Here is a 20,705-nt window from a genome sequence, read left to right as displayed (position 1 = left end):
GGCCCGGCGGCTCAGGCCGACGGAGCCGCCGGGCGGTTCTCGGGGTGGATCCCCGAGGCGTCCGGGCCGCGCGGGGCATCCGGGTCGTCCGTGAGCCGGGCCGTCGGCTCGCCCGTCGGCTCGCCCGTCGGGTGCGGCGTGGTCCAGTCGGCGAGGAGCCGGAGGGAGCGGGCGGTCTCGGAGGCGGGTTCGACGTTGTAGACGCAGAGGGTCTGCTCGGTGTCGCCGGGGACCTGGAACGACTCGTAGGAGAAGTGCAGTTCGCCCACCTCGGGGTGGAGGTAGAACTTGGCGCCGTGCGTGCGGCGCAGCACCTTGTGGTCGTTCCACCAGGCGGAGAACTCGGGGCAGCCGAGGGTGAGTTCGCCGACCAGATCGGCGAGCCTGCGGTCGCCGGGGTGGCGGCCGGCCTCCAGGCGAAGCATGGCCACGGTCTCCGCGGCGATCCGCTCCCAGTCGCCGACCCGCTCGCGGGCCCGCGGGTCGAGGAGGTAGTAGCGGGCGATGTTCCGCCGGGTGGCGGGAAGGGCGTCGAAGTCGGTGAGGACGGCCCTGGCGAGGTGGTTGGAGGCGAGGACGTCGGTGCGCCTGCCGATGATGAAGGCCGGCACGTGGCTCAGCGTCTCCAGCATGAGGTACAGGCCGGGGCGGACCCGCTGGGGCCGGTTCGGGGCGCGGCGGGCCGCGTGCGGTTCGGGCAGCAGCAGGTCGGTGAGGTGCTCGCGCTCGGAGGCGTCGAGCCGGAGGGCATCGGCCAGGGCCGCGACCACCTCGGCGGAGGGGTTGCCGGCCCGCCCCTGCTCCAGGCGCGTGTAGTACTCGGTGCTCACTCCGGCCAGGCGGGCGACCTCGTCCCGGCGCAGGCCCGGTACGCGGCGGGTCCGGCCGTCGCTCGGGAGTCCGGCCCGCTCCGGGCCGATCGCGGCGCGGCGGCTCCGGAGGAAGTCGGCGGTCTGTTTGCTGCGGTCCATGGTTCCAGTGTGGGCCGTCGCGCGGGCCGCGGAGGCCCCAGGGTGGCCCTGTCGGTACCTGTTTCGACAGGGCCTGCTCGGGCGTCCCGGACGGGGTCGCTGGCTGGTGTTCTTGAGGTGTGCCGGGGAGCAGCCCACGGCGCGCGCCCCTCCTCGTTCCTCCGGAAGGCAGGACCTCATGTCCACGCAGAACACCCTCATGTCCACGCAGAACACTCTCGCGTCGCCGCAGAACACCGGCGCGGCCGCCGCCCCGCACTCCTCCGTCGCCGCGCGGGGCGAATTCGGATCCCCCCTCCCCCTGCGCGGTCGGGTGGCCGTCGTCACCGGCGCCTCCAGCGGCATCGGCGAGGCGGCGGCCGAGACGCTGGCCGGGCTGGGTGCGCACGTCGTCGCGCTGGCCCGGCGGGCCGAGCGGCTGCGGGAGCTCGTCGCCCGCATCGAGAAGAACGGCGGCCGGGCGCTGGCGATCGCCGTCGACGTCACCGACCCGGCGGCGGTCCATGCGGCGGCGGACCGGGTCGCGGCCGAGCTGGGCGGCGCGGACCTGCTGCTGAACAACGCCGGTGTCATGCTGCCCGCCCCCATCGAGGAGCTGGCCACCGAGCAGTGGCAGCGGCAGATCGACCTGAACATCACCGGTCTCATGAACGTGACCGGTGCGTTCACGCCGCAGCTGGTCGCGGCCGCCGCGGAGCGCGGGGTGGCCGACCTGATCAACACCTCGTCGATCGCGGCGCAGAACATCTTCCCCACGTTCGCCGTCTACTCCGGCACCAAGGCGTACGTCACGCACTTCTCCCGGCATCTGCGCACCGAGCTGGGCCCGAAGAACGTGCGGGTCGCGGCGATCGAGCCGGGCATCGTCGGCACGGAGCTGCAGAGCCACGTCACGGACGAGGGCGCGCGGGCGTGGCTGGCGGACGCGCGGGAGTCGATGGAGTGGCTCACCCCGCAGGACGTCGCCGACACCATCGGCTTCCTGGCCTCGCTGCCGCCCCGCGTGAACCTCCAGCAGGTCACCATCATGCCGACCGGCCAGGCCGGCTGACCGCCGCCCCCCGGGCGACTCCGGCTGGTCAAGAGACGAGGCGGGTCAGGAGACGAGGCGGGTCTCCACCTCCCTGAGCTTCACGGTGCACAGTCCGCCGCGCTCCGCCTTCACGTCCGTGACCTCCAACTGGGTGCCGGGGGTCAGGATGTACTCCTCCTCACCGGTGAAGGCGGAGAAGCTGCGGATGCCGACGGCTCGGGCCGGCGTCACCTCGAACAGGGTCCGCTTGCCGCGGCTGCCGAGGAACGAGCGGGCGACGCCCGGCTCCGAGGTGCAGGAGGAGACGCCCCACCAGGTGACGGTCTCCCCCAGGGGGTACTGGGCCCGCAGGTCCAGGGCGACGCCGCGCCACAGGGGCTCGGTGCGGGCGGGGAGCGACTCGACCGCGGAGAACAGCAGCCGCAGGTAGGGCAGGTACGGCACGACCTGGCGTCGGTCCGGGGAGCGGAGGACGGCGTTGATGTTCCGGTAGAAGCCGGATTCGCAGGTGTAGAGGTAGAGGGCGGCGATCGCGTCGGCGGAGAGTCCCGCGCCGGCCGGCTCGTCCGCCCGTCGCTTGCCGAACTCGCGGGAGCGGTCGATGTGACCCGCGAGGCCGCGCAGCACTCGGGCCACCGGGGCGACGGCGTCCTCGAACGGCATCAGCGCGGTGTCGAAGACGCCGGTGAGCGGGGGCAGGACGTGGCCTTCGTCGCGGACACTGGTGAGGCGCTCCAGATAGAGCTGGTGGAGCTCCATCGTCGAGGCGATGAAGGCGCCCATACGGGCCGCCACATCGGTGTCCGGGCCGCCGCCGGCCCCTGGGGCGGACGTCGGGGAGCTTGTGGCGGCGCCGGCCGGGGGCCGGTCCCAGCCCTTGCTCGGCAGCCAGTCGACGGGGTCGGCGCCGAGGGACATCAGGGCGTCGTTCACGGTGGCGAGGTGGTCGCCGTCGCAGAAGAGATCGCCCTGGGCCGCCGGGTTGGCGTGGTCGATGTGGCGGACCTCGACGCCCGGGTAGTTCTTCTCCAGGCGCTGCACGGTCTTCTTGAGGCTGCGGGCGTGGGCGCCCCACCAGGCGAAGACGACGCCGCGGTCCTCCGGGTCCTCCGCCTCCTGCTTGGCGCGCAGGATCTCGTCGACGATCCGCTCGGCGACGGGCCGCCAGAAGGCGGTGTGCCGGTCGGTGGCCAGGGCGCCGTCCGCGCTGGCGGTCAGCGAGGCGTTCAGGAGGAGGACGCCCTGGGTGAGCATCGCCTGGAACCACTCGGGCGGTTGGACGGTCTCGTGCTCCTTCAGGAGGGCGCGGACGTCCTTGATCGGGGTCTTCTTGACGATGCCGTACTTCCACATGGCCGCCGCCTTGATGAGGCAGCGGATGCTGACGACCCGTCCGAATTGGCTGTCCTTCCAGTCGTTGAAGGTGTTGTCGAACATGGCGATGCCGGTGGCGCTCTCCGGCCGCGGGTAGGGGTTCTGGCCGAAGACGACGACCTTCCACTTGTGCGGCGGGTGAGGCTTGAGCGCCTGGAAGGTGAGTTCGCGGACGGGGACCACCTGCGCGCTGCGACCGGGACCGATGAACCGGTCGGCCTCCGCGCGGGCTTCGATGACCGGCTTGAGCACGGGCAGCCAGGGCTCGCCGCCGCCGGTGAACAGCTCGGCGAGGGCAAGCGGGTCGTTCGGGTCGGTCGGATCGGATTGCGGTGAGGGCGAAGCGGGGGTGTCGCTCATGGCGCCTGCGACGACCCCGCCTCCGGCTGCTCCTTCGCCAGGGCCCCCTTTACCGGCGTCCCCTTTGTCAACGGCTCCTGTGCCAGCGCCTCCTTCGGCGACTGCTCCTTTGGCAGATGCCCCTTTGCCGGCGGTTCCTTTGGCAGACGCTGCTTTGCCCGCGGCTCCTGCCAGGGCCGTCCCGTCTCCCGCGGGTGCCGCGTACTCCTCCGGCGTGCCGCCCGGCGGAACGATCCGTACCCGGGTCGTGGGGGAGGCCTGGTCGATGCCGGCGAGCTGTGCGGTGATGGTGGCGCGCAGCTCGTCGTCGTCCTGGAACCAGTGGTCGTGGAAGAGGGTGTAGCCGGTCCACATCAGGTTGGCGCACACCCGGGCGGGGACGCGACCGGTCCGGGCACCCATTCCGACCAGCGCCACCGAGCGGATACTGCCGGGCGCCTTGCGGTTCTGCCGGTGGACGGCCTGGAAGGCGGCCGCGCAGGCCATGGCCACGTTCAGCGTCTCGCTCACGTTCTGCGAGGAGGTGACCATGGTCGGCGTCGAGATGACGAAGCGCGGGACGGTCGCGCCGGAGGGGACGCACACCGCGCTGCCGACCGGCATGCTGCCGTCGAAGCGGTCGGCGATCGCCTTGCGGACCCGCAGTTGGATCCCGGTGCCCAGGTGGCGCTTGATGGCGGCGTCGACGCCGCCGTCCATGCGGCCCGCCGCGTTCGTCGGCGTGACCCAGGCGTCCACGTCCTCGTCGAGGATGGAACCGTGCCGGATCTCGATGCCGGGAACGTCGGCGAAGGCGGCGCGCCAGGCCTGTACCACCCCCGCGTTGACATCCGTCAGCACCACCCGCAATGCGGTGCCCACACAGCCGTCGGTCATCGAAACCCCCTGTCGGAACGGTGTCGTGCGAATCTCTCGCAACACCTCCGAAGCTAGTGGGCACCACTGACAACGCTGGTCCGCGCGGCCGCCGCGCCTCTTGCGGCCGCGGCCTCCGCCCCGCGGCCATCCCCCCTCCTCCGGCCTTCGCCCGGCCGCGTTCTCCTCAGGCGTCCCGCCGCGCCATCACGACCACGCCCGGCCCGGTCCCCCGGGCCTCGTCGGCCGGAAAACGCAGTTCCGCGACCGTCCGCAGTCCGGCCTCCTCGGTCAGCGCGACGATCTCCTCCGGCCGCCACCGGTGCGTGGTCCACCGGACCGGGACGCCGCCGTAGGCCTCGGTGCGCGACAGGTCGCCTTCGCCGACGTGGAAGGCGGTCAGGAGGTGTCCGCCGGGCTTCAGCGCCCGTGTGAAGCGGGCGAGGACCTGCGGGAGGATGTGGCGGGGGAGGTTGAAGAGCGACCACCAGCCGAGCACGCCGCCGAGGGACGCGTCGGCGAGGTCGAGTTCGGTGGCGGAGGCGACGGCGAACCGGCACTGGGGGTGGAGCCGCCGCGCGTGCTCGATCATGCGGGGCGAGAGGTCCACGCCGGACACGTCGATCCCCAGCTCGGCGAGGTACGCGGTCACCGTTCCCGGGCCGCAGCCGACGTCGAGGACGGGGCCGAGTCCGCGCACGGTGTCGGCGAAGGCGTCGACCGAGGCCTTGAGCCAGGGCTCCTTGCGGATGTCGCCGATCCCCGTGTTCAGGACCATGTCGACGTAGTTGTCCGCCACGCGGTCGTAGGAGTCGCGCACGGTGTCGAGGTCGTCGGGACGGTCGATGGGGTGTGTCTGCATCGGGTCACGATAGACCGCGCGGAAAGGCTCGAACCTCAGCCGGCAGCCGGCCGTCTGGCGCCGCTCGGGGATCGTGGTGCCCGTCCGGGACGGTGCCACCGTCAGCCACGCGATCGTCGGCGGCGAGGTCGCGGACCTCCTCGAATCCGCGCCGCGTCCTCACGGAACTCCCGGCCGGGCCGGAGCGGGCTCCTCGCCGAGCTCCGCCCCGCGGAAGGCGCCACCACGGCCGCACCCGGGCCGCACCCGGGCCGTACGGCTGACCGGTCACGCCGAGCCGCCGAACCCGCCAATGCCGAGGACGCGCCGGCGCCGCCGACGCCCCTGCCCCCTGGGCCCCCCGACCCCGCCGACCCCGCCCACGCCAGCGCGCTGGTCGACGCCAGCACGCTCATCGATGTCGGCCGCCCCCGGCAGGGCTGGTTTCCGGTGCTTCCGGGTCGCGGGGGATTTCGCCGGGCGTACAGCGGGAAGTCACGGGACGGTCGCGGAGTGGTGGTTCGCGGGCGCTCTCCTTGGGGCGCTCCGTGCCGGTCCGCGGCCGGCGCTCGGTTCCCGTGTCCGCTCGTCCTCCGGAGGCTTCCCCCATGGCCGATCTCGATCGTCGCAGGTTCCTTCAGCTCGCAGGTGGTGCCGTCGCGTTCAGCGCGCTCTCCGAGTCCATCGCCCGGGCCGCGGCGATCCCCGCGCAGGGGTCCACCGGCACGATCCAGGACGTCGAGCACATCGTCGTCCTCATGCAGGAGAATCGTTCCTTCGACCATTACTTCGGGGCCATGAAGGGCGTCCGCGGCTTCGGCGACCCCCGGCCGGTGACGCTGCCGAGCGGGAAGTCGGTGTGGAACCAGTCCGACGGCTCGAAGGTCACGCTGCCGTTCCGGCCGGAGAGCGCGAAGCTCGGGATGGAGTTCCTCCAGGGGCTCAACCACGACTGGGCCGGTGGCCAGAAGGCGTTCAACAACGGGCGCTACGACCAGTGGATCCCGGCCAAGACCAAGGCGACGATGGCGCACCTGACCCGGGAGGACATCCCCTTCCACTACGCGCTCGCCGACGCGTTCACCATCTGCGACGCGTACCACTGCTCGTTCATCGGCTCGACCGACCCCAACCGCTACTACCTGTGGTCGGGCCACACCGGCAACGACGGCACCGGCGGCGGCCCGGTCCTCAACAACGCCGAGGCCGGGTACGGCTGGAAGACGTACCCGGAGCGCCTGGAGGCGGCCGGGATCTCCTGGCGGGTCTACCAGGACATCGGTGACGGCCTGAACGCCGCCGGTTCCTGGGGCTGGATCAACGACGCGTACCGCGGCAACTACGGCGACAACTCCCTCCTCTACTTCAACAGTTACCGCAACGCCCAGCCCGGGAACCCGCTGTACGACAAGGCCCGCACGGGCACGAACGCCAAGGCCGGCGAAGGGTACTTCGACCGGCTCCGCGCCGACGTCCAGGCCGGACGGCTGCCGCAGGTCTCCTGGATCGCCGCCCCCGAGGCCTTCTCCGAGCACTCCAACTGGCCCTCGAACTACGGCGCCTGGTACATCGCCCAGGTCCTGGACGCGCTGACCTCGAACCCGGACGTGTGGGCGCGTACGGCACTGTTCATCACGTACGACGAGAACGACGGCTTCTTCGACCACGTCGTCCCGCCGTACGTGCCGGCCTCCGCGGCGCAGGGCCTGTCCACCACGCCGACCGCCCTGGACCACTTCCCCGGGAAGACGGGGTACGTCGCCGGCCCCTACGGCCTCGGCCCCCGCGTCCCGATGATCGTGGTCTCCCCGTGGTCCACCGGCGGCTACACCTGCTCCGAGACCTTCGACCACACCTCGGTCATCCGCTTCATGGAGCGCCGCTTCGGCGTCCTGGAGCCGCAGATATCGCCGTGGCGGCGGGCCGTCTGCGGCGACCTGACCTCGGCCTTCGACTTCGGCCGCGCCCAGCCGCAGCCGGTCGCGCTGCCGTCCACCGCCGGCTACTACCCGCCGGACCGCGAGCGCCACCCCGACTTCCCCGCCACCGCCCCGGCCGTCGGCACGATGCCGCGCCAGGAGCCGGGGGCGAAGCCGACGCGCCCGCTGAAGTACGCCCCATACGTGGACGGCTCCGCCGACACCACGGCCGGCACCTTCCGCCTCTCCTTCAGCGGCGGCCCGTCCGCCGGCGCCCAGTTCTACGTGACGTCCGCGAACCGCACCGACGCCCCCTGGACGTACACGACCGGGGCCGGCGCCTCGATCGCCGACACCTGGAACACCAAGTACTCCAAGGGCGTCACGGACCTCACCGTGCACGGCCCCAACGGGTTCCTGCGCCGTTTCCGCTCGCCAGGGAAGACCGCCGTCCCCGAGGTCACCGCCCGGCACGACGCCGCCACCGGCTCCCTGCGCCTCACCTTCACCAACGCGGGCGCCACCACCACCGTGACCGTCGTGAACGCCTACGCGGGAGGCCCGCAGACGCTGACGGTGGCACGTGGCGCGACCGTCACCCACACGGTGCCGCTCGCCGCCTCCGGCCGGTGGTACGACGTCACGGTCACGTCACCCGCCCACGTGGACTACGTGCGCCGTCTGGCCGGTCACGTGGAGACGGGCGCGGAGGGCGTGACGGACCCGGGCATCCTCACGTACTGACCCGACCCCGGACCCGGGCCGGTGTCTCCGTATGGACACCGGCCCGGACCCGGTGCCCCCGCGTACCGGCCCGGGGCCCGGACCCCGTATCCCCGCGTACCGGCCCGTCCGGGGCGGCGCACGCGAACCGTGTGCCGCCCCGGTGGCGGTCAGCGGCCGAGGGCTTCGATTCCCGCCCTGGCGAACTCCTCGTCCAGCAGGCCGCTGGGCGCGCCGGCGACGCCGATGCCGGCGATCGGGGAGCCCTGATAGGTGAGGGGAAGGCCGCCGGCGAGGAACAGGGTGCCGGGGATGTCGGCGAGCGTGGGGTTCCGCTCGAGGCGGCCGACGAGGACCGAGGTCGGGGCGTTGAACGACGCGGCCGTGTACGCCTTGCGCTGCGCGGACTCGTAGGTGTGGGGGCCCGCGCCGTCGCCGCGCAGGGTGACGATCGCGTTGCCGCCGCGGTCCAGGACGGCGACGCTGACCCGCTGCCCCGCGGCGACCGCCGCCGCGAGCGCGGCCCGCGCGGCCTTCTCGGCGGCCCGCTCCGTCAGGTGCGCGGTCGTGACCACGTTCTGGGGTGCGACGCCGTCGTGCGTCGGCGGCGAGGCGCACGCCGCCGAGCGGCAGGGGGCGTCGGCCGCTTGCGCGGGGACGGCCGGGCCGAGGCCCAGGCCGATCGCCATCAAGGTGCCGCAGGCTGCGGCGCGTACACCCGTCGTGGATCTCTTCACGGACACTCCCGGCTCGGTCGCGGCGGCCGGCGGGGCGCGGGCCGCCTTCACAGCGGCATTGCAGCGCCGCCGGGGCCGTCCGCCCGGCACCGACACGGCCGGCTGGGCCGGACGGCCGAGGCCCCGCCGGGCGGACGCGGGGGTGGGTCAGTGGCCGTCGCGGAGTCGGAGCAGGTACGTCGCGGTCAGGGCGACGGCCGGGTCCTCGTCGTGCGTGAGGCCGGCGAGCGCGCGGGCCGCGGCGGGGCCGGGGATGTCGGCGAGGGCCTGGGTGAGCCGGCCCCGGGCGGCGGGCCCGGTGGCGGGGTCGGTGAGGCGGGCCAGGAGTCCGGCCGCGATGCCGTCGCCGGTGGTGTCGTCGGTGGCGAGGGCGGCCAGCGCGTCGGCGGCGTCGGTGTCGTTCCGGCCGTCGACGACCATCTCTACGAGCGTGGGGAGGGCGTCGGCGTCGCCGCGGGTGCCGAGCGCGAGGGCCGCCCGGCCCGCGACCACCGGATCGGGGTGGTCGAGGGCGGCGCGGAGCGGAGCGATCGTCTCGTCGCCGGGGAGACCGGCGAGGGCGCGGACGGCCCGTTCGCGTACCGCGGGCTCCGGGGAGTCCAGTCCTTCGGCCAGGAGTGCGGGGCCGCCGTCGCCCGAGCGGGCGAGCGCCCAGCGGAGGGCGCCCGCGACATTGGTCTCCTCCTCGGCCAGGGCGGCCTCCACCAGCGCCTCCACCGGTACGGGGTCCTCGGCGGCGGCGAGCGCGGCGCGCTGCCGGGTGTCCTTGCTCGCCGAGCCGAGGGCCTGCAGCAGCGCCACGACCCGCAGGGCGTCGTCCCAGGCCTCGGGGCCGGTGGCGTCGATGCGGCGGAGCCGGGTGAGCAGTTCGGTCTCGGTGGCGATGCGGGCCCGGGTCTGCTCGATGAGCTCGCCGACGAGCCGCCCGGGTGTGAAGCCGGGGTCGTCGAGGGCGCGGCCGATCTCGCGGAGCGACAGTCCCAGCGAGCGGAGGCTCTCGATGTGGAAGATTCGCCGGATGTCCTCGTCGCGGTACTCGCGGTAGCCGGAGCCGGTGCGGTCCGAGGGCCGTACCAGGCCGAGCTTCTCGTAGTGCCTGAGCATGCGGGCGCTGACGCCGGAGCGACGCGCCACCTCACCGATCAACACGCCCTAGTGTCCCTCCCCCGGAGCACCGTCGAGCGCCACGACGCGCTTCGCCTCCTCGATCGCGTACGCGAATCCGGTGTCGGGGTCGCTCAGGATCCGCCGGGTGGCGAGGGCGTGCGCGCGCACCAGCGGGTCGGGGGCGGTCGCTGCGGTGTCCAGGACCGGCAGGATCACGTCCCCGAGTCCGATCAGCGCCCGGCTCAGGCTGAGCTGCGTCTCCTGCCCGCCGCGGCCCAGCTGGGTGGCGAGCGCGGTGGCGAGGGCCGCCTCCTCGCCGTCCGGTACGAGCAGGACGGCCGTGCGCCAGGCGGCCCTGGCCACGTCGTCGTCGGGGTCGGTGAGGTGGGCGCGGGTGAGCGCCGGCCAGGCCCGCCGGTCGCCGATCTTGGACAGCGTGTGCAGGGCCTGGCTCCGTGCCCGGGCCCGCTCCGAGTCGAGCTCGGCGAGCACGCGGGGCAGCGTCACGGAGTCGGGGTGCCGGGTCAGGGCCCACGTCAGCATGTCCCGGACGAAGAACTCGGGCTCGACGGCGCACCGCTCGACGAGGGCGTCGACGAACCGCTCGTCGGGCGCCGTGCCGACCGCCAGGGCGGCCTTGAGCCGTACCGACGGGCGGTCGTCGGCGAGCGCCCGGAGCGCGCGCCGCACTTCTGGGTCCTGATACGTCGTGGTCATCGGAACCACCTCCTCGCCCGGCAGTCAAAGCCTTGTCACCGTGTCAAGGTCAAGCCCGCCACCCCGCGCCGGGGGCAGGGGCCGTGCCTTCGAAGGGGAAGCGGTGGGGCCCCTCACGGCCGGTCGAGGCTCCGTCAGGGCCCGGAACGTGACCACCGGGGGACGGGTGGACGAAGGCGACGAGCCCGCCCGTGGGGGCGGACGGTCCTTTTGTGCGCGCCGGGGCCCCTGTGGCACCGTCGTCCCCGGCTCGGAGCCGCGACGCCGGTCTCTCCAGTCGGCCGGGGGCACGTTCGCGGGGAAATTTCCGCGGGCACGCCCGAGCGCGCCCCGTCGGCACGCTCCGGGCCCCGCCCAACGGGTACGCGGTCCTGGTCAGGGAGGTGTGAACCCCCTGGTGAGCCCCCGTGCGCCGTTCCGCGCCGGTCGCACCTCATGGTGGGAAAAATCCGGCGCGCGCTCGGCGGAACCGGTGAATCCAGTACCGGGTATGTGGGTCCGACACGTGCGTCGGGCACCTTCTCCGCAGCGGTTCTCGCCGTCGAGAGGGATGGGCATGACCAGCCACGCCACCGAAGCCGTACTCGAAGACCTCCTCCACCGAGCCATGAACGCCACGGACACGGGCGAGCGCTGGACGACCGGGTCCGACGACATGTGGTGCCGGGTCACGCCCCTGCACGGGGAGCAGCGTCAGCAGGGGTGGAAGCTGCACGTGTCGGCGACGGCCGCGTCCGCGCCGACCGTCCTCCTGAAGTCCCTGGAGGTGCTGCTGCCGGACTCCTCGGGATTCAAGTTCGCCCGGTCGCTGGAGCGGGTCGGTGCGCTCAACTCCCGCGCCACACCGCGCGGAAGCTCCGGCAAGTTCCTGACGGTGTACCCGCGCTCCGACGCGGACGCGGCCCGTCTCGCCGCGGAGTTGCACCGCGCGACGGCGGGGCTCGCCGGCCCCCGCATCCTGTCCGACCAGCAGTACGCCGTCGGCAGCCTGGTCCACTACCGCTACGGGGCCTTCGTCGGCCGGCGGCGGCTGTCCGAGGACGGCCTTCTGGTCTGGTACTTCGAGGACCCCGACGGCAATCCGGTGGAGGACCGGCGGACCGGGCAGTACACGCCCCCGGAGTGGGCCGTCAGCCCCTTCCCCGCCCCCGCCCACGTCCCCTCCCCCGCCCCGGCTCCCGCCAAGCCCCGCTCCGTGGTGGTCGGCGACCGGTTCGAGGTGCGGGAGGCGATCCGGCACACCAACAAGGGCGGTGTGTACCGGGGCAGCGACGTCCGCACCGGCGCGCCCGTCGTCATCAAGGAGACCCGCCCGCACGTGGAGGCCGACGCCTCCGGCAGCGACGTCCGCGACTGGCTGCGCGCCGAGGCGAGGGCGTTGGAGAAGCTGCGGGGCTCGGGGCTCGCGCCGGAGCCGCTGGCGCTGTTCGAGCACGGCGGACACCTGTTCCTCGCCCAGGAGGAAGTACCGGGCGTCCCGCTGCGGACCTGGGTCGCCGAGCGTTTCCGCGACACGGGCGGCGAGCGTTACGGGGCAGAGGCGGCGGCCCAGGTCGAACGGCTCGTGGACCTGGTGGCGGCGGCCCACGAACAGGGCTGCGTGCTGCGCGACTTCACGCCGGGCAACGTGATGGTCCGCCCCGACGGCGAACTGCGCCTGATCGACCTGGAGCTGGCCGTCCTGGCGGACGACGCCGCCCTCCCGACCCGGGTCGGCACTCCGGGCTTCAGCGCCCCCGAGCGCCTGGTCGACGCGCCGGTCTCCCCGACGGCCGACTACTACAGTCTCGGCGCGACGGTGTGCTTCGTGCTCACGGGCAAGGTGCCGAACCTGATGGCGGAGGAGCCGCAGGACCGGCCGGTGGAGGAGCGGCTGGCCGAGTGGCTGGACGCCTGCCAGGTCTCCGTACGACTCCCTGACGGCATGCGGGAGTTGATCCTCGGCCTGATGCGGGACGATCCGGCCGCGCGCTGGGATCCGGCCAGGGCCCGTAAGGCCCTCGCGCGGACGGCCCCCGGGCCGGCGGCACCCTCCTCACAGCCCTCCGCACGGTCGTCCTCCTCGTCCACCGTCCCGCCCGCGGCCACCGCGGCGGCCGGCGAAGACGACGTGATCGGGACCGCCGTCGAAGGGATCGTGCGGCACCTCCTCGACACGATGGCGCCCGACGCCGACGACAGGCTGTGGCCCGTCTCGACGCTGGCCGGGGAGGCCGACCCGTGCACCGTGCAGCAGGGCGCGGCCGGTGTACTCGCGGTGCTCACCCGGTACTTCGAGGTGACCGGAGACCCACGGCTGCCCGGACCGATCGCCACCGCCGGGCGCTGGATCGCCGAGCGCACCGACCCGGGTTCCGGCCGCCCGGGCCTCCACTTCGGCACCGGCGGCACCGCCTGGGCGCTGTACGAGGCGGGCCGGGCCGTCGAGGACCGGGCCCTCGTCGACCACGCGCTGGCCCTGGCGGTCGCCCCGCAGGGGTGGACGCCGAGCCACGACATCACCCACGGCACGGCGGGCAGCGGCATGGCGTACGCCCACCTGTGGCGACGCACGGGCGATCCGCGTCTCGCCGCGCTGGTCGGGGAGGCCGCCGACCGGCTGGCCGACGCGGCCCGCCGCGAGGACTCGGGCGTGAGCTGGCCCGTGCCCGCGGAGGCCGTCGCCCAGGAGGCCGGCAAGCGCTACCTCGGCTTCGCGCACGGTTCGTCGGGCATCGGCTGCTTCCTCCTCGCCGCCGCGTCCGTCACCGGCCGCCCGGTCCACCGGGAGCTGGCCGTGGCGGCGGGCGAGCACCTGGTCGCCCATGCCGTGGACGTGGGCGGCACGGCCCAGTGGCCGTCGCAGACCGGGGACGTGCCGACGGCTCCGTACTGGTGCCACGGCTCGGCCGGCATCGGCTCGTTCCTGGTCCGGCTCTGGCGGGCGACCGGTGACGACCGGTACGGCGACCTCGCCCGCGCCGCCGGCCCGGCCGTCGTCGAGCGGGCCTCCCGCGCCGCGCTCACCCAGTGCCACGGCCTGGCGGGCAACGGCGACTTCCTCCTCGACCTGGCCGACGCCACCGGCGACCCGGCCCCCCGCGCGCGGGCCGCCGACCTGGCCCGCCTCCTCGTCGCCGAGCGGACGCACCGCGGCGACCACGTCGTCTTCCCCAACGAGTACGGGGAGGTCTCGACGGGCTGGAGCGACGGCTCCGCCGGAATCCTGGCGTTCCTCCTGCGGGTACGCCACCCCGAGCCCCGGCACTGGATGGTCCAGCTGCCGGTCTGAGCGGCGGCGGACGCGCCGCCGCCGCGCCCCGAAGAACGGCGCAGCGAAGAAACACGAACACCACGAAGAAGGAGAAAGACCATGGAGAACAAGGACCTCGACATCCTCGCCGCCCTGCACGCCCTTCCGGAGACCGACCCGGTCGGCGCCGACGGCGCGGCCTTCGCCGGCACCTGCCAGTGCGTCGGCCTGCTGACGCTCCTCAACACCGTCTGTATCGGTGTGAGCTGCGCGTAGCCGCGACGCCTCCCCCGGCCGGTGGCTGTCCCGGGGCAGCCACCGGCCGGGGTGAGGCCCCGGCCCGCCCGCCCCGACCGCCCCACCGACGAGGTCGAGACCATGCCCCTGCACCCCGGCGACCACGACTCCCGCCGCACGACCGCCGCGCCCCCCGCGCCGTCGGCCGGTCCCGTCTCCTCCGCCATCCGCACGCGCGGCCTCGTGAAGAGCTACCGGGGACCGGACGGCACCCCCACCGAGGCGGTCCGCGGGCTCGACCTGGACGTGCGCCAAGGGGAGACGTTCGCGTTCCTCGGCCCCAACGGCGCCGGGAAGTCCACGACCATCGCGATGCTCTGCGCCCTGACCCGCCCCACCTCCGGACAGGCGACGGTGGCGGGCGCCGACGTGCTCACCGAACCCGACCTGGTACGGCGAAGGGTCGGGCTGCTGTTCCAGCACAGCGCCCTCGACACCGACCTGACGGCCGAGCAGAACCTCCGCGTCCACGCGCGCCTGTACGGGCTCCGCCGCGCCGAGGCCCGCCGCCGCACGGTCGAGGCGCTCGACGTCGCCGGCCTCTCCGACCGGGGCCGCGTGCCCGTCCGCACCCTGTCGGGCGGCATGCGGCGGCGGCTGGAGCTCGCCCGGCAGCTGCTGCACTCCCCCGGCGTGCTGTTCCTCGACGAGCCGACCACGGGCCTCGACCCGCACGCCCGGGCCCTCGTCCGGGACCATCTGCGGACCCTGCGCGACCGGCACGGCAGCACGCTCTTCGTCACCACCCACTACCTGGACGAGGCGGAGCACTGCGACCGCCTCGCCATCGTCGACCGGGGCCGGCTGGTGGCGCAGGGGACGCCGCGGGAGGTGAAGGCCGCGATCGGTGACGACCGGGTGGCACTGCGCACGAGCGACGACGCGGGCGCGCGGGACATCGTCGCCGCGCTCGCCCCGCCGGGCCGGCCCGTCACCGTCGACGCGGACGGCCTCTGGCTGCGCGTCCCCGACGGCAGCGCCTGGATCCCCCGTCTGTGCGCGGCGGTCGGCTCGCACGGCATCGCCGTCCACGCCGCCTCCGCCACCCCGCCCACGCTCGACGACGTCTTCTTCCACCACACCGGCCGCAGCATGGCTCCCGGGGAGGGCGGTGCCCGATGACGACCCTCACCGACACGGGCGCGGGCACCCCCGCCGGGACCGGCACGGGCACCGCGGCCGGCAGCGGCCTCCGGCGCGAACTGCGGGCGGTGCACGCCCTGGTCCACCGCGATCTGCTGCGCCTCGCCTGCCAGCGGGTCCCCACCACCGTGATGCTGCTCCACCCCATCCTGTACCTCTTCATCCTGGGCGGCGGTCTGGCGGCCCTGATCCCCGCCGCCGCGCTCGGCGTCGGCTACCGGACGTACCTCTTCCCGGGGATGCTGATGATGACCGTGCAGACCCCGGCGATCATGGTCGGGATCCGGCTCATCACCGACCGGCAGAGCGGCTACCTCCGCGAACTCCTCATGGCCCCCGTGGGCCGCGCCACCCTCCTCCTGGGCAGCTGCGCGGGCGGCACGCTCGTCGCGACGGTCCAGGGCACGGTGCTGCTCCTCCTGGCGGGCACGGTGGGCCTCCCGTACGACCCGGTGCTGTTCGTGCTGCTCCTCGCCGGGATGGTCCTCGCGTCGTTCGCGATCACCGCGCTGTCCCTGGCCCTGGCCGTGGGCCTGCGCAGTCCCGAGACCTTCCACACGCTGCTCGGCCTGGTGATGATGCCGCTCCTGTTCCTCTCCGGCGGCTTCTTTCCCCTGACCTCCCTGCCCGGTTGGGCGCAGGCCCTGGCGGCCGCGAACCCGCTGGCGTACGGCGTGGACGTCCTGCGCCGCTCGATCGCCCTCCGCGCGCCGGACCAGGCGGCGGCCGACGGCCTCGCGTGGGCGGGCCACCAGCCCCCCCTCCTCCTCGAAGCGGGCCTCCTCCTGGCCGTGGGCGCGGCGGCCCTCCTCTGGGCGGCCCGCCGCTTCGGCCGCCCGGAGTAGCCGCCCGGAGCAGCCGCCCGCGGCACCGACGGGCCCTTCCGCCCCACCTAGGGATGTCCGCAGGAGGCGAACGTCCCCGGGTCCCCTTGCCCCGGGCCCCCTTTCCCCGGGCCCCCTTTCCGACGGTCAGGTCGGGGAAGTCGACGGGGAGGCGGTGACGGCGGTCGGCGCGGGACTCGTCGGCGTCGGCCGCGCCGGGGTCTCCGCTCCCGAGCAGGAGGTCACGGCCGACACGGCGCATCCCAGGTTCACGCCGGCTCTCGATCCTCGCGGCACTCCCCCGCCCCGCTCCCACCGCCTGGGCAGCGGCGGTTCTCTAGTGTGCTCCCCATGATCGGAAAGCTGCAATGCGTGGTGCTCGACTGCCCCGACGTCATGGAACTCGCCCGCTTCTACGCGTCGTTGCTCGGCGGCGAGGTGAACCGGCCGGACCGCCGGTGGTCGCTCGACGACGACTGGGCGACGGTGCACGGCGACGGCGGGGTCGTCCTGGCGTTCCAGCGGGTGGCGGAGCACCGGCCGCCTCGCTGGCCGGATCCGGCGCACCCCCAGCAGTTCCACCTCGATCTGGGCGTGGCGGACCTGGAGCGGGCCGACGCGGAGGTCCTCGCCCTGGGGGCGACGCTGCTCGACGGGGGCGACGGGAAGCGGGGGTGGCGGGTGTACGCGGATCCGGCGGGCCATCCGTTCTGCCTCGTACGGGACTGAGGGCGCCGGTCGTCACGGCGCACACGGGGCGAGCGGGCGTGACGAGTTCTGGACAGGAAGCCACGGTTCCGCATGAGCGGCGCGTGAGCGGGGAGCCATGACGGTGTCCGTTGTCGGCCGATTCAGCCCGCGAGGAGCCGCCGTGTCCGTACCGTATTCGCCGTCGTCCGACGAGCCCGTGTTCACCGCCGACTTCGGGTCCGCCGCGCAGTGGGTCGCCGGGCGTTCCTGGGCCTATCCGGACGGGGGGCCCGTCAATCCGCTGGACAACAAACTCGACCACCTCGTGGACGACCCCGGCTACTGCCGCTCCGGGGTCTTCCGGGCGACGCGGCGGCCCGACGGCCTGTGGGACAGCGGGCTGCTGACGACGGAGGGGAGCGACGAGGGGTTCGAGGTCCGGGCGGGGGACGTGCTGGAGGCCCGGGTGCGGCTGCCGTCGGAGACGGGGGCCTGGCCGGCGATCTGGACCTGGCGCGACGGCGGGCAGGAGGTCGACGTCTTCGAGTACCACCCGGACAACCCCCACCTGCTGGAGCTCTCCAACCGGGTGCGGGGCGCCCACCGCTACCACCGGTCGCCCGCCGTCCGGCCCGGGGAGTGGGTGGAGCTGCGGACCCGGTTCGGATCACGGTCCGTGGTGTGGTGGGTGAACGGCACCGAGGTCTTCGCCGACGGGCGGGGCGTCGGCCGGTCCTGGCACGCCTACCTGATCGTCAACCTCTCGGTCTGCGCCGGCCGTTATCACCCCGCACCCGACCCCGACACCGACGAGATGTCCTTCGAGGTGTCGGACCTCCGGGTGTTCCGGAGCCGCTGGTGAAGCGGGCGGGCCCCTCACGCCCAGGAAACCCCCAGGGCCGTCAGGTGTCCGCGCTGGACGGGGGTGAGGCGGGCCCGCCTCGCCCCCGCGAGGCCGGCCCGCCGCTGCCGGGTGTCGGCGTACCGGACGCAGAGGCCGGTCAGGCCCTGGTCAGGCCCCGGGCCGCGGCGTGTTGCGTCGCCTCTTCGCCGGCCAGGAGGTCCAGGGCCTCGCGGGCGCGGGTCGGGTCGGTGGTGGTGGCGAGGACGGCGGCGGTGAAGAGGGAGGTGAGGGCCGTGTCGCCGGGGAGGGGGCCGAGGACCGTGACGCCGGGGAGGTCCATGAGTTCGCTGTGCTGCTGGAAGGCCAGGTCGGCGCGGCCGGAGGCGAGGAGGGTGCCGGCGGGGACGCCCGGCGGGGCCTGGACCAGGCGGTCGGTGAGCACGTCCGCCAGGGCCAGCCGGTGCAGGAGGTCCAGCAGGGCCGTGCCGCTGGGGCCGGTGGAGTAGGCGATGGCGGTCGCCGAGGTGAGGGCGGCGCGGAGGTCGTCGACCGTGCCGAGGGCGGGGGCCGGGGCGGCGGCCGGGACGGCGGCGACGACCTGGGAGGTCCACAGGGGGCGGGCCGTGCCGGGAACCACGTGACCGGCCTCCTCCAGGGCGGTCACCGCGTCGGCGGCGAGGACGAGGAGGTCCGCCTCTGCGCCCTCGCGGACCCGGCGGGCGATCTCCACGCCGCCGGCGGACGTGAAGCGCATGCGCGTGCCGTCGGCGAGGCGGAGGTGCTCGCAGAGCTCCGCGAGGACCGGGCGGGTCGCCATCGAGGAGAGTCCTGCGAGTTCTCGGTGGGTGGCGCGTTCTCGGCGCATGTCGCAACCTCACGTCGTCGTGCGGGGATCGGGGAGGAGCGCGGCCGGCGGCTCGGGGCGGGTCTGCGAGACTGGCGGCGTGAGCACGACCCGGAGCACGGCGGCAGGCAAAGTACTGGAGGTCCTCGCGGCCTTCGACCGGGAGCACCCCGCGCAGACACTATCCGAGATCGCCCAGCGGACCGGTCTGGCGCTGAGCACCACGCACCGGGTGGTGGCGGAGCTGGCGGCGTGGGGAGCGCTCGAACGGGGTGAGGACGGGGCGTGGCACGTGGGGCTGCGGCTCTGGGAGATCGCCTCGGGCTGTCCCCGCACGCAGATCCTGCGGGACGTGGCACTGCCGTTCATGCAGGACCTGTACGAGGTGACGCACGAGAACGTGCAGCTCGCGGTGCGGGAGGGCACCGAGCTGGTGTTCGTGGAGCGGATCGCCGGGCACCGGTCGGTGGAGCTGCTCACGGGGGTCGGGACCCGTTTCCCGGTGGGGGCCACGGGCATGGGGCGGGTGCTCCTCGCGCACGCACCGCGGGACATCCAGGAGGAGGTCCTGGGGGCTCCCCAGCGGGCGTGGACCCCGCACACCGTCACCGATCCGAGGACGCTGCGGGCGCAGTTGGACCGGATCCGGCGGGAGCAGGTGTTCGTCAGCGACCGGCAGCTGTCGGAGAGCACGGTGGCGGTGGCCGCGCCGGTGCGGATCGGGCGGTCGGGGCCGGTGAGCGCGGCGCTCGGGATCGTGGTCACGGCACAGGGCGCCGACAGGGCGCGGCAGTTGCGCGAGCCGCTGCTGCGGGCCGCGTACGGGATCTCCGACGAACTCGGCAGGCGGACGCGGACGACGGCATGACTTCCGGGCCGGCTTCCGCCTGACGGAAACGCCGCAGACCGGGGGCCGGGAAGGCTGGCAGCGTTCGGGCCGTTCCGAACCGTTCGGATCGCTCACAGCCGCTTGGAGATGCCATGGCCGACGCCCCCGTCGACTCCGTCGTCACGGTTCCGGTCGCGGTGGTCGGCGCGGGGCCCGCGGGCCTCATGCTGGGTCACCTGCTCGGCCGTGCCGGGGTCGGGACGATCGTCCTCGACACCCGCACCCGGCACGAGATCGAGACGACCCAGCGGGCCGGCATCCTGGAGGCCGACGTCGCCCACGACCTGGTGGCCACCGGGGTCTCGGACCGGATCCTGCGGGACGGGTACGAACACGAGGGCATCGAGGTGCGGTCGGCCGGGCGGCCGTACCGGATCGACTTCAGGAAGCTCGTCGGCGCGTCCACCTGGCTCTATCCGCAGACCGACGTCTTCACCGACCTGGCGGACGCCCGCGAACGCGACGGCGGGACCGTGCACTTCGGGGTCCGCGACACCGAGGTCCTCGACGTCACCACCGATGCCCCGCGCGTGCGGTACACCGCGCCCGACGGGGCCCGCCACGAGATCCGGGCCCGGTTCGTGGTCGGTGCGGACGGCTCGCGGAGCATGTGCCGCGACCTGGTGCCGGCGGAGCGCCGGACGCGGTACGGCACGGAGTACCCCTTCGCCTGGTTCGGCATCCTCGCCGAGGCGCCGAGGAGCGCTCCCGAGCTGGTCTACGCCCGCTCGGAGCACGGCTTCGCGCTGATCAGCCAGCGCACCGAGTCGGTGCAGCGCATGTACTTCCAGTGCGCCCCCGACGCGTCCGCCGACGCCTGGCCGGACGACCGGATCTGGGAGACGCTCCAGGCGCGGGTGGCCGGCGAGGACGGCTTCCGGCTGAAGGAGGGGCCGATCACCGAGAAGACGGTGCTGCGGTTCCGTTCCTTCGTGCAGGAGCCGATGCGCTGGGGATCCCTGCTCCTGGCCGGCGACGCCGCGCACACGGTGCCGCCGACCGGGGCCCGCGGGCTCAACCTGGCGCTGCACGACGTGAAGGTCCTCGCCGACGTGCTGCCGAAGGCGCTCGGCGGCGCCGGCGGGGCGGCCCTCGACGCGTACGAGCCGCCGGCCCTGCGGCGGGTCTGGCGGGCGCAGAACTTCTCGTACTGGATGACCCAGCTGCTCCACACCGCGCCCGGGGCCTCGTCGTTCGACCTGCGACGGCAGCTCGGCGAACTGGACAACGTGGTGGGCACCCGGGCCGGCCGCAGGTATCTGGCCGAGCAGTACACCGGCTGGCCTGCCAGCGGCCGCTGACCAC

17 protein-coding genes are annotated in these 20,705 nt (G+C 74.2%); 10 read left to right on the top strand and 7 right to left on the bottom strand.

Features of this window, described 5'->3' with window-relative positions; all coding sequences use genetic code 11:
* Window positions 1-11: 11 nt before the first annotated feature.
* Window positions 12-971, bottom strand: coding sequence for a helix-turn-helix domain-containing protein (locus ACFZCF_RS15165; RefSeq protein WP_391286813.1), 960 nt, complete (start codon window positions 969-971; stop codon window positions 12-14).
* A 178-nt stretch (window positions 972-1,149) separates the two neighbouring features.
* On the opposite strand from ACFZCF_RS15165, the gene ACFZCF_RS15160 reads away from it, so the two are divergent.
* Window positions 1,150-2,022, top strand: coding sequence for an SDR family NAD(P)-dependent oxidoreductase (locus ACFZCF_RS15160; protein ID WP_391286812.1), 873 nt, complete (start codon window positions 1,150-1,152; stop codon window positions 2,020-2,022).
* 45 nt (window positions 2,023-2,067) lie between these two features.
* On the opposite strand, the gene ACFZCF_RS15155 is transcribed toward ACFZCF_RS15160, so the two are convergent.
* Entirely contained in the window at window positions 2,068-4,614 is a 2,547-nt protein-coding gene (locus ACFZCF_RS15155) for an ADP-ribosyltransferase domain-containing protein (RefSeq protein WP_391286811.1), read from the bottom strand.
* A gap of 166 nt (window positions 4,615-4,780) precedes the next feature.
* A complete protein-coding gene (locus tag ACFZCF_RS15150) occupies window positions 4,781-5,455 on the bottom strand; it encodes a methyltransferase domain-containing protein (RefSeq protein WP_391286810.1) in 675 nt (224 codons plus the stop codon).
* Between the two features lie 587 nt (window positions 5,456-6,042).
* Between ACFZCF_RS15150 and ACFZCF_RS15145 the strand changes: the two genes are divergently transcribed.
* Window positions 6,043-8,097: a phosphocholine-specific phospholipase C gene (locus tag ACFZCF_RS15145; RefSeq protein WP_388447793.1), complete on the top strand. Its 2,055-nt coding sequence runs from the start codon at window positions 6,043-6,045 to the stop codon at window positions 8,095-8,097.
* A gap of 149 nt (window positions 8,098-8,246) precedes the next feature.
* On the opposite strand, the gene ACFZCF_RS15140 is transcribed toward ACFZCF_RS15145, so the two are convergent.
* The 3 genes from ACFZCF_RS15140 to ACFZCF_RS15130 form a co-directional block, all read right to left on the bottom strand.
* Window positions 8,247-8,765, bottom strand: coding sequence for a heme-binding protein (locus ACFZCF_RS15140; protein ID WP_391287089.1), 519 nt, complete (start codon window positions 8,763-8,765; stop codon window positions 8,247-8,249).
* 195 nt (window positions 8,766-8,960) lie between these two features.
* Window positions 8,961-9,962, bottom strand: coding sequence for a HEAT repeat domain-containing protein (locus tag ACFZCF_RS15135; protein ID WP_391286809.1), 1,002 nt, complete (start codon window positions 9,960-9,962; stop codon window positions 8,961-8,963).
* A 3-nt stretch (window positions 9,963-9,965) separates the two neighbouring features.
* Window positions 9,966-10,637: a HEAT repeat domain-containing protein gene (locus ACFZCF_RS15130; protein WP_391286808.1), complete on the bottom strand. Its 672-nt coding sequence runs from the start codon at window positions 10,635-10,637 to the stop codon at window positions 9,966-9,968.
* Between the two features lie 556 nt (window positions 10,638-11,193).
* On the opposite strand from ACFZCF_RS15130, the gene lanL reads away from it, so the two are divergent.
* From lanL to ACFZCF_RS15100, 6 genes are all read left to right on the top strand, one after another.
* Window positions 11,194-13,908 carry a class IV lanthionine synthetase LanL gene (lanL, locus tag ACFZCF_RS15125; protein WP_391286807.1) on the top strand — a complete coding sequence of 905 codons (2,715 nt, stop codon included), beginning with the start codon at window positions 11,194-11,196 and terminating at the stop codon, window positions 13,906-13,908.
* An 81-nt stretch (window positions 13,909-13,989) separates the two neighbouring features.
* Window positions 13,990-14,145: a VenA family class IV lanthipeptide gene (locus ACFZCF_RS15120; RefSeq protein ID WP_388447802.1), complete on the top strand. Its 156-nt coding sequence runs from the start codon at window positions 13,990-13,992 to the stop codon at window positions 14,143-14,145.
* Between the two features lie 102 nt (window positions 14,146-14,247).
* The gene (locus ACFZCF_RS15115) at window positions 14,248-15,288 is read left to right on the top strand and encodes an ATP-binding cassette domain-containing protein (protein ID WP_388447804.1); all 1,041 of its coding nucleotides are present in this window, start codon (window positions 14,248-14,250) and stop codon (window positions 15,286-15,288) included.
* Window positions 15,285-16,154: an ABC transporter permease gene (locus tag ACFZCF_RS15110; RefSeq protein ID WP_391286806.1), complete on the top strand. Its 870-nt coding sequence runs from the start codon at window positions 15,285-15,287 to the stop codon at window positions 16,152-16,154. The genes ACFZCF_RS15115 and ACFZCF_RS15110 overlap by 4 nt, the downstream gene beginning before the upstream one ends.
* Before the next feature lie 330 nt (window positions 16,155-16,484).
* Window positions 16,485-16,862, top strand: a complete 378-nt coding sequence (locus ACFZCF_RS15105) for a VOC family protein (protein WP_391286805.1) — start codon at window positions 16,485-16,487, stop codon at window positions 16,860-16,862.
* Window positions 16,863-17,004: 142 nt separating this feature from the next.
* A complete protein-coding gene (locus ACFZCF_RS15100) occupies window positions 17,005-17,685 on the top strand; it encodes a beta-glucanase (protein WP_391286804.1) in 681 nt (226 codons plus the stop codon).
* Between the two features lie 139 nt (window positions 17,686-17,824).
* Here the strand turns inward: ACFZCF_RS15100 and ACFZCF_RS15095 are convergent, their stop codons facing one another.
* The gene (locus ACFZCF_RS15095) at window positions 17,825-18,532 is read right to left on the bottom strand and encodes a substrate-binding domain-containing protein (RefSeq protein WP_391286803.1); all 708 of its coding nucleotides are present in this window, start codon (window positions 18,530-18,532) and stop codon (window positions 17,825-17,827) included.
* Window positions 18,533-18,611: 79 nt separating this feature from the next.
* Between ACFZCF_RS15095 and ACFZCF_RS15090 the strand changes: the two genes are divergently transcribed.
* Both ACFZCF_RS15090 and ACFZCF_RS15085 read left to right on the top strand, forming a co-directional pair.
* Window positions 18,612-19,379: an IclR family transcriptional regulator C-terminal domain-containing protein gene (locus ACFZCF_RS15090; RefSeq protein ID WP_391286802.1), complete on the top strand. Its 768-nt coding sequence runs from the start codon at window positions 18,612-18,614 to the stop codon at window positions 19,377-19,379.
* Window positions 19,380-19,492: 113 nt separating this feature from the next.
* Window positions 19,493-20,701, top strand: a complete 1,209-nt coding sequence (locus tag ACFZCF_RS15085; RefSeq protein ID WP_391286801.1) for a 4-hydroxybenzoate 3-monooxygenase — start codon at window positions 19,493-19,495, stop codon at window positions 20,699-20,701.
* The last annotated feature ends 4 nt before the right edge of the window (window positions 20,702-20,705 follow it).

The organism is Streptomyces sp. NPDC007945, from assembly GCF_042958885.1.
GTDB lineage: Bacteria > Actinomycetota > Actinomycetes > Streptomycetales > Streptomycetaceae > Streptomyces.
The sequence above is the reverse complement of the archived record's forward strand: the minus strand, read 5'-3'. Positions and strand labels throughout refer to the sequence as shown.

Excerpts from the sequence above, each read along its gene's own strand:
- ACFZCF_RS15165 (WP_391286813.1), bottom strand. The coding sequence starts at position 971 with ATGGACCGCAGCAAACAGACCGCCGACTTCCTCCGGAGCCGCCGCGCC.
- ACFZCF_RS15160 (WP_391286812.1), top strand. The coding sequence starts at position 1,150 with ATGTCCACGCAGAACACCCTCATGTCCACGCAGAACACTCTCGCGTCG.
- ACFZCF_RS15155 (WP_391286811.1), bottom strand. The coding sequence starts at position 4,614 with ATGACCGACGGCTGTGTGGGCACCGCATTGCGGGTGGTGCTGACGGAT.
- ACFZCF_RS15150 (WP_391286810.1), bottom strand. The coding sequence starts at position 5,455 with ATGCAGACACACCCCATCGACCGTCCCGACGACCTCGACACCGTGCGC.
- ACFZCF_RS15145 (WP_388447793.1), top strand. The coding sequence starts at position 6,043 with ATGGCCGATCTCGATCGTCGCAGGTTCCTTCAGCTCGCAGGTGGTGCC.
- ACFZCF_RS15140 (WP_391287089.1), bottom strand. The coding sequence starts at position 8,765 with ATGGCGATCGGCCTGGGCCTCGGCCCGGCCGTCCCCGCGCAAGCGGCC.
- ACFZCF_RS15130 (WP_391286808.1), bottom strand. The coding sequence starts at position 10,637 with ATGACCACGACGTATCAGGACCCAGAAGTGCGGCGCGCGCTCCGGGCG.
- lanL (WP_391286807.1), top strand. The coding sequence starts at position 11,194 with ATGACCAGCCACGCCACCGAAGCCGTACTCGAAGACCTCCTCCACCGA.
- ACFZCF_RS15120 (WP_388447802.1), top strand. The coding sequence starts at position 13,990 with ATGGAGAACAAGGACCTCGACATCCTCGCCGCCCTGCACGCCCTTCCG.
- ACFZCF_RS15115 (WP_388447804.1), top strand. The coding sequence starts at position 14,248 with ATGCCCCTGCACCCCGGCGACCACGACTCCCGCCGCACGACCGCCGCG.
- ACFZCF_RS15110 (WP_391286806.1), top strand. The coding sequence starts at position 15,285 with ATGACGACCCTCACCGACACGGGCGCGGGCACCCCCGCCGGGACCGGC.
- ACFZCF_RS15105 (WP_391286805.1), top strand. The coding sequence starts at position 16,485 with ATGATCGGAAAGCTGCAATGCGTGGTGCTCGACTGCCCCGACGTCATG.
- ACFZCF_RS15095 (WP_391286803.1), bottom strand. The coding sequence starts at position 18,532 with ATGCGCCGAGAACGCGCCACCCACCGAGAACTCGCAGGACTCTCCTCG.
- ACFZCF_RS15085 (WP_391286801.1), top strand. The coding sequence starts at position 19,493 with ATGGCCGACGCCCCCGTCGACTCCGTCGTCACGGTTCCGGTCGCGGTG.